Source organism: Ochrobactrum sp. SFR4, assembly GCF_019730395.1.
Taxonomy (GTDB): Bacteria; Pseudomonadota; Alphaproteobacteria; order Rhizobiales; family Rhizobiaceae; genus Pseudochrobactrum.
In genome coordinates, this window is the sequence record NZ_JAAPBB010000941.1 from 1 (window position 1) to 260 (window position 260).

The 260-nt window shown below is 52.7% G+C and carries 1 pseudogene; it reads left to right on the forward strand.

The annotated features are described in order from the left end of the window. Positions 1 to 260 (forward strand): annotated as a pseudogene (locus HBA93_RS21855) (DUF1653 domain-containing protein); the annotation flags it as partial.

Consider the following 260-nt stretch of genomic DNA (forward strand, 5'->3'; position numbering starts at 1 on the left):
GGTAAAATGCAGACAGAGCGATGGATTGAACCAGGTATTTACCCCAAACCGGGCATAGCGGATATGCGCGAAGTCGTAATCTACCGTAGCGTTGATGACGGTTCTCTTTGGGTACGTCCGCGTGAAGAATTTGACGACGGACGGTTTATAGCACTGGCACCAAACACAACCATGGCTGCAGGGTGCGTGATTTGCAACGGCACTAGGGAAACTCACCTGCCTAACAGTGAATTCCTGTCGCCATGCCCTGAGTGTGCCCC